Annotated in this window: 3 protein-coding genes and 1 pseudogene; all 4 read left to right on the top strand. The window is 64.9% G+C overall.

Features of this window, described 5'->3' with window-relative positions:
- Nucleotides 1–455 (top strand): annotated as a pseudogene (locus tag Q0216_RS03790) (multidrug transporter); the annotation flags it as partial.
- Between the two features lie 44 nt (nt 456–499).
- Nucleotides 500–1,627: an efflux RND transporter periplasmic adaptor subunit gene (locus tag Q0216_RS03785; protein ID WP_298593050.1), complete on the top strand. Its 1,128-nt coding sequence runs from the start codon at nt 500–502 to the stop codon at nt 1,625–1,627.
- A complete protein-coding gene (locus Q0216_RS03780) occupies nt 1,624–3,834 on the top strand; it encodes an ATP-binding cassette domain-containing protein (protein WP_298593048.1) in 2,211 nt (736 codons plus the stop codon). The genes Q0216_RS03785 and Q0216_RS03780 overlap by 4 nt, the downstream gene beginning before the upstream one ends.
- A gap of 180 nt (nt 3,835–4,014) precedes the next feature.
- A complete protein-coding gene (locus tag Q0216_RS03775) occupies nt 4,015–8,013 on the top strand; it encodes an ATP-binding cassette domain-containing protein (protein WP_298593046.1) in 3,999 nt (1,332 codons plus the stop codon).
- The last annotated feature ends 228 nt before the right edge of the window (nt 8,014–8,241 follow it).

The following is an 8,241-nucleotide window of genomic DNA, read 5'->3' as shown; positions in this document are numbered from 1 at the left end:
CCAAGGCCCGCGAGACCCTGGACGCCGCGGTGCCCGAAGGTAAGAGGCCCGAGAAGGAAGAGCAGGCCACGTACATTCGTATCTCCACCGAGGCGGGCAATGCCGTTTACGGTAGCGACCTGCACAAGGAGCTCGAAGAGAAGTGGAAGCAGTGCGTTTCTGATCGTGGCCTCACCCCGCGTTCGGCAGGCTCCGTCGCCGAGGAAACCCCGCTGGCTGAGCAGCTGAGCAAGAACGGCGGTTTCAACGAGCCCGCCTCCGAAGAGGAGATTCGCATCGCCACCATCCAGGCCGAATGTAACCAGCAGGTCGGCATGAGCAAGCAGCTCTACGACTTGGAAGCACAGTACCAGATGCCGCTCATCCGCAAGCACCAGTCACAGCTTGAACAGGAACGCCAAGCCGACCGTGACCGCGACGAGAAGTTCAAGCAGTACGTTCTGGAGCATCAGTAACTCGAGACAGCATACTACGGCGTAAAGAACAGAAAGACACCGCCATGACGACTCACTCACAGAACCAAAACAGCGGGCACCGCTTCAGCGAGCGCATCGCCCGACCCCGCGTGCTCCTGCTGCTGGCTATTCTCGCCATCGGTTCGCTCATGCTGTCCTTCTATCTGGGCACCCGCTACGCCGCCACGGGCCCCGACCCGGCCGTGCAGGCGAAAACCGTGATTCCGGTCTGGGCGAAGGTTGAAGAACGTACCGTCAGCGAGGGCCTCGCCATTGCCGGAACCACCAAGGCTGGGGAGACCGCCCCGATTAGCGCGCGCACCAACGGTGAGCCGGTGCTCGTCTACCAGAACCAGAAGCCCGGTAACGTGCTCAAGGCCGGTGACTTCATCGGCATCATTGGCGCCGACCCCGTCTTCGTGCTGGACGGGCCGCTACCGCTGTACCGCGACCTGCACCTGGGCGATAACGGCGACGACGTGCTCGCCTTCCAGAAGGCGCTGAACTCCGCCGGGTACTCCACCGTGCAGAGCGGCACCGTCACCGAAGACACCCTCGACGCCGTCACGCGCCTGCACCGCGCACACCTGACCGGCGTGCCCAGCGAGGGGGTCACCACCATTGCCCGAAGCAACTACGCGATTCTGCCCGGCGGCAGCCACACCGTCACCGCCGTTGCGGCGGTCGGCCAGCTCATCAGCGACGGCAACCCCATCGCGAGCGTAGAAACCAGCGAACCCTACGTGGAATCCAGCGTTGAACTCGCCGTCGCCAACAAGCTCAAGGTGGGCGACCGCGTTAGCCTGCGCACCTCCACCGGCAGCGTGGAAGGTACCATCACCAGCATTGGTGAGCTGCAGAACGACCCCTCCAAGGGTGCGGCGAAGAGCGTGCGATTCAGCGCCGACGACCCGAGCAAGCTCACTCCGGGCCAGAGCGCCTCCATCACCAGCAAGGGCAACACCTCAACCACCCTCGCCGTGCCCACCACCGCGGTACGCCAGGACTCCCAGGGCACCTATGTGCTTGTTGAAAAGGACGGTAGCTCCACCTCAACCAGCAAGGATGCGCCCGCCACCGAACGAGTCAACGTTGAGGTTCTACGCACCGCCGGCGGATACGCCGCAATCAACGCGAACCTCAGCACGGGACAGAAGGTGCTTGTCTCATGAGCCGCCATCATGGAATCCCCGAGCGAGCCCCCGACGGCATGACAGCCCCGCAGGGTAGGGGAGAAGCCGCCGGGCTCGATACCGCGCCCGCTATCGAAATGCACGGCATTACCCGCATCTTTGAGGGGAGCGACCGACCCGTCCTCGACCACCTCGACCTGGTGGTCGAACGCGGCGAATTCCTCGCCATTATCGGCCCCTCCGGATCCGGTAAATCCACCCTGCTCAACGCCATTGGTCTGCTCGACACTCCCACCAGCGGAACGTACAGCCTCTTCGGCAAAAACACGGAAGGACTCAGCGACAGAGAACGCGACGAAATGCGCCGAGACCACCTCGGCTTCATCTTCCAATCCTCAAACATGCTGCTGGACGAAACCAGCACGACCAACGCCTCCATGGGCCTGCGTGTGCAGGGCGTACCCTACGGCGAGCGCCTGCAACGCACCGAAGAAACCCTAGAATTTCTGGGGTTGAGCGACCGTGCCAGCATCCGCACCCGGTACCTGTCCGGCGGCGAAAAGCAGCGTTGCGCCATTGCCCGCGCCCTCGCCACGCGCCCGCCGCTGATTCTTGCCGACGAGCCCACCGGCAACCTGGACAGCCACAATAGCGCCAAGGTTATTGAGATTCTGCAGCGCATTAATGCGACCGGCTGTACCGTGCTGGTGATTACCCACGACCCGGAGGTTGCCGCCGCCGCCCGCCGCGTGATCCGCATTGAGGATGGGCAGCTGCACGAGCAGAGCCGCGCCGATTTGGCTACGGTGCCGGTCGCTGAGGGGCCGGTTGCCGAGGCTGTGCCGGCTACAACGGATACCCCGGTTGATGCTCCCGCCAGCCTCGCGCCGGGGGAGAAGCCCGCCGCGCACCGCCGCGGAAGCTTCCTCACCGACGACAGCATCGAGGCAATCTCCGCGCTCACCTCACGACCGCTACGCACCCTGTTGCTGGGCCTGTCCTTCGCGCTGGGCGTGGGCGGACTCATCAGCGCCTCCGGCATGAGTGAATCCGCCAGCTACCAGGTGAATCAGCGTCTGCTCGGCTCCGAACAATCCACGCTCTACATCAGCGACCGGGACAATGACCAGAATATGCTCGGAACCTACCGGCAGGGCGAATCCGCGCAGAATGTAGCCGACCGCATTAGCGCGCTGGACTACGTGAAGAACACCGGATTCGTCAGTAGCGTGGCACCCGCCGACGTGCGAATCACCCGGTTCAGCCCCTACGAGGACGAACCCAAAACGGCGATTGGCCTCAGCTCCACCTCGAAGACCAGGCTCGAGCAAATCGGTGCCCGCATGAACCCCGAAACCCTGCGTGCGCTCGAACAGATGAACTCGACCCTCACCCAGGAGAACGTTGCCGACCGTGAGCGTGCCGAGCAGCTCTCGGGCGCTATCGTGTCGGTTTCTGCTGCCCGCGCCCTCGGCATTATTCCCGAAGATAAGGCGGCAGATAACGCCACAACCGAGCCCAGGCCCGGCGAGCTGCCCACCGTCGATTACGGCATTAAACTCGGTGGGCTGCCGCAGGTAGCACCCGGTGTGAGCATCTGGGTGGATGGCCAGCTGATGCCTGTCATCGGCCTCTTCGACCCCGGCAATAGCGGCTACGAATTCAGGAACTCGGTCATTGTCTCGCCGGGCACACTTCAGCGCACCGGACGCGGCCAGGTGACCTACATTGCCGAAACCGAACGGGGCTACGGCAAGGCGGTCGCCAAGGCCATTCCGCTGGCCCTCAAGCCCGCTGAACCCAGCCAGATCAACGTGGAAACCCCCTCCGACCTGCAGAGCCTGCGCGCGTCTATCGCATCGGATCTGGGTCTGTACGTGGGTGTGCTCTCCGGTATTCTGCTGGTGCTCGCCTCCCTCTCGGCGGCAACCGCCATGTACCTGTCCGTGCAATCGCGCACCGCAGAAATTGCGCTACGGCGCGCTATCGGATCGAGCAAATGGCTGATTGCCCGCATCTTCCTCATGGAGGGCGTCATGCTCGGTGTGCTCGGCGGCTCCATCGGCGCCTGCGCCGGCATGATTGCGACCATTATTCTTTCGCTCGTGCAGGGCTGGCAGGCGATTCTCTCCCCGGGATTCGTGGTGCTCGGCGTGGGGGTAGGCGCCCTCACCGGCCTGGTGTCTTCGGCGTACCCGGCGTGGGTGGCGTCCCGCAAGAGCCCCGCTGACGCGATGCGCGGCTAGAGATGATGCTGGGGAACCAGCCAATTAGCTGAAATCTGACTGGTCAAATAGGTATTAGATAGCCCAAGCCTTAAACTGGTGGGAGGTAAAACAGCAGAAGACTAGGTCAAAGGACAACACGTGAGTCGAACGCACACACCGCGTCATGCTGACAAACATCAGAACACTGAGGCACCAGAGGTGACCGAAGGAAAGCGCAACGACCGCGCTGACCGTCGCCCGCCCCTGGGCCCTGACGCCCGTAAAACCCTCAGCACGTTCGGCATCATCACCGCCGTGCACACCCTCGCAACGGTGCTTTTCAGTGCCGCCCTGGCTGTGATTATCGCCCGCGCGGCACACGCAGGTTTCGCCGCTGTTGCCGCCGAGCACGCGCGCCTCAAAGAGACTAGTGCCCCGGACGTGTACCGCGCCTACATCGAGTTCTCGGGCTCCGCTCAGGCTCAGCTGGAGGCGCACGGCGGCTGGCTACTCGGCCTCGGCGGTATCTTCGGTGACGCAGACACCATTACCCCCGGCCTGATTGCGGTCGCCGTCATTGCGCTACTCGTCCGCTCGGGTACCGACTACCTGCTGGCTGTGAGCGCGCAGCGTGCCGCCTCCGGAGCGAAGTCTCAGATTCGTTCCGCCCTGCTCAAGCGCGTGCTCGCCACCGGTGGCGCAGACACCCCCGAGGGTACCGGCGCGACCGCTGTGCTGCTTTCCCGCGGCCTGAACGCCCTGGACGACTACTACACCAAGACCCTGACCGCGTTCGTTTCCACCGCGATTGTGCCGTTCATGCTCTGGGTCGTTGTGGCATCCCTGGACTGGATGAGTGCCATGGTGCTGGCGTGCACCCTGCCGCTCATTCCGGTGTTCATGATCCTGATTGGTAAGAACACCCGCGACGAAACCGCAGAAGCTCAGGCTGAACTGCACCGTCTCTCCGACCATATTCTGGAGCTGGTGCGCGGCCTGCCCGTCATTATCGGTTTGGGCCGTGAACGCGCGCAGACCCGCGCCATGAACGCGCTCGGCCAGCGTTACCGCGAACGCACCATGCAGACCCTGCGTAGCGCCTTCATGTCTTCGCTGGCGCTGGAGCTCATCACCACCATTTCGGTGGCGCTGATTGCTGTGCTAATTGGTGTGCGCCTGGTCAACGGCACCCTGGGCCTGGACACCGCAATTCTTGTGCTGTTGCTGGCTCCCGAGTGCTACCAGCCGCTGCGTGATGTGGGTGCCGCCTACCACCAGTCGGAGGACGGCGTTGCCGCCCTGCGTAGCGCCCAGAAGATTATTGATGCGCCCCTGCCCGCCGCCGCCGCGGACTCGGCTGCACAGGATTCGGCAACGCAGGATAAGGCTCAGCCTTCCACCATTGAGGTTAAGGACCTGTCGGTGAGCTACCCGGCGCGTCCTGCCGTGCTGACTAACCTGTCCCTGAACCTGGACCGTCGCGTTGCTACCGCCCAGGGTGAGCGCGGCGCGGTGATCGGCGTGATGGGTGAGTCCGGCTGCGGTAAGTCCACCCTGCTGAACGTGTTCTCCGGTGCCGTGCGTGAGGGTCTGGTGCCCACCGGCTCGCAGGAACCCGTGCACCTGACCGGTAGCGTGCGTGGTCTGGGAACCACCCTGGTCATTCCGCAGTCGCCGGTCTTCACCGCACCCACCGTGCAGACCGAAATGGCTCTCTACGCGCTCAGCGCCACCGAGGCGGAGCGCGAGCGTGCCGCCGCTCTGCTCGGTGAAGCGATGGACTCCAAGAAGCTGTCCGTCACCGATGCCGAGTCCGCGCTGCTGGTTGGCCCGCTGGCTCAGCTGGGCATGGAGAAGCTCACCGCCCTTGAACCCGGTGCCCTCAGCGCGGGTCAGGCGCGCCGCCTCGCCGTGGCACGCACCCTGGCTCGTGCCGAGGCTATCTACCGTGCTGGCGGTGAGCAGACCGTGCTGACCGTCCTGGTGGATGAGCCGACCGCGCACCTGGACGCCTACTCGGCATACCTGGTGACCCGCGCCCTGCACCGCCTGGCGGAACTTGGCGCAACCGTGCTGATTGTGACCCACGAGCAGGAGCTCGCCGCTGGTTGCGACACCCTCGTTCGTGCCGTGCAGACCGCTCGGGGCTACACCTGGACCGCCGAGGCGAACACCGCCCGCGTTGCGGTTCCCGCTGAAGCTCCTGCGCACCTGCTGGCTGACCGGGCAGAGTACGAGGCTGAAAGCACCGCCCCGGCGGGCGCCTCCGCAGCTACCGAGGTTCAGGACGCCGAACCTGCAGGCCTGTTCGCAAGCCTGCGCACCCTGAAGGAACTGACCGGTATTGGTGTTCGCGCCGCAACCGGCCCGGTGATTATGGCTGCGATTACGTCCCTGATGGCTGCGGCACTGACCGCGCTGTCCGGCTGGCTGATTGTTCGCGCCGCCGAGGGCCCGGCAATGATGTACCTGATGGTCGCCATTGTGGGCGTGCGTTTCTTCGGTCTGGGCCGTGCCTGCGCCCGCTACGCTGAGCGTCTGATGACCCACTCGAAGGTTCTTGCCGCCGCGAATATTCTGCGTCTGCGCGCCTGGGTTGGCGCATGGCAGAGCGTGAGCAGCGTGCGTGCCCTGCTTCGCGGTGACGCGCTGCTCGAACGCCTCGTGGGCGGTATTGATGAGCTGCGTGACGGCGTGCCGCGCGTTATTATTCCGCCGGCCGCGCACCTGCTGGTCATGACCGCGGCGCTGATTACGACCGCGTGCATCCTGCCGCAGGCTCTGATTCCGGTCCTGCTTGCGGTGCTGGTCAGCACTTTTGTGGCTCCGTGGATTGTGCTGCGCGCCGATGCCCGTGCGGAGGCGCTGGCTCGCCGCTCCACCGCGCAGATGCTGCGCCTGGGTACCGGCATGCTTTCGGCGGCTGAGGACCTGCGTGCTAACGGCGTGGCAACCACCGCCGAGAAGGCTAACAGCGCCCTGGACGCTGAGAACCTGTCCGCCCTGCAGAAGGGCTCGACTGCTCAGGGCGTGGGTCGTACCCTCGTGACCCTCAGCTGGTTCGGCGCGGCTCTGGCGAGCGCCATCATTGCGTACCCGCTGGCTGTTGACGGCACTGTGCGTGCCCCCGAAGCGGCGATCGTGGTGCTGCTGTGCACCGGCATGCTGGAAAGCTCCCTGGCCCATGTTGAGGCGGTCCGCTCCTGGCCCGCGTTCAGCCGCCTGCTCGCAACCATTGCCCCGAGCGTGCGTGACGTATCCCTGGAGGGTATTGTTGCCACCTCGACCCTGAAGCGTTCCGTGCCGACCGAGGCTGAGGTGGACACCCACGTTCTGCCGCGTCGCGCTGAGCGTCTGCGTGCCCGCGCGGAGGCCGAGATGGCGGAGTTGCTGGAAGCTGACCGTCAGCGTGCCCACCGCTTTGACCGCCCCGAATCTGCGGCTGGCGCTAAGGCGGATTCTAAGTCTGGCGCTAAGGCTGGTTCTAAGGCTGGCGCACCGCGCCCGCCGAAGCCCGGCGAACCCACCCTGGTCAGCTGCGGAACCCCGCAGGAGCTCGGCGTGAACGTCACTGCCCCCGCCCTGAGCCTGCAGGATGCCACCGCCCGCTGGCCCGGCATGGACCACCCGGTCTTCACCGACCTGAACATGAACGCCCGCGCGGGCTCCTGGACTGCGGTGACCGGCCCCTCCGGCTCCGGTAAGTCTACGGTGCTGGCAACCGTTCTGGGCTTCTTGCCGCTGGAGTCCGGCCGCGTGCTGGCTTCCGGTGAGGTCCTGGAGGGTGAGCAGCTGCGCGGCTACGCGGCGTGGTGCCCGCAGGCGGCTCACATCTTCGAGTCGACCCTTGAGGGTAACCTGATGCTGGCTCGTGACCGTTCGGATCGCCCGAGCGAGGAAGAGCTGATTGAGGTTCTGCGCCGTGTGGGTCTGGGCGAGTGGTTTGACGCTCTGCCTCAGGGCCTGCGCACCCCGGTGGGTGCTGGCGGTTCCTTCCTCTCCGGTGGTCAGCGTCAGCGTCTGGCGGTGGCTCGTGCCCTGCTGGTGAACTCGCCGGTGCTGCTGCTGGATGAGCCGACCGCGCACCTGGACGCTGAGTCCGCCCGCGCGCTGATGGCTGACTTGGATGCGGCGACCCGCTCCAGCTCCGTGGCTACGGTTCTGGTGTCGCACCGTCCCGAGGATATTGCCCGCTGCGATGAGGTGGTTCGCCTCTAAAAGCCTCTGACGCAGGCACCACGGTGCGGATTGCACATACAGATAAGGCCCCGGTACATCAGTACCGGGGCCTTTCTGCGCGTTATATTTGCGGGATATTTGCCGGGCTTCACCCCCGGCTTCGTTATCAGCCTAGGGCCGATCAACCTAGGGTCGAAAGACCGTGAACGGCACGCCTAGAAGAGCTTTTCACCCTCCGGGCTAACCGCCATCGCAGCAGAAACAGCC

Origin of the sequence: uncultured Rothia sp., assembly GCF_937976295.1 — a bacterium.
Lineage (GTDB): Bacteria > Actinomycetota > Actinomycetes > Actinomycetales > Micrococcaceae > Rothia.
This window is presented reverse-complemented; position numbering and strand designations above follow the sequence as displayed.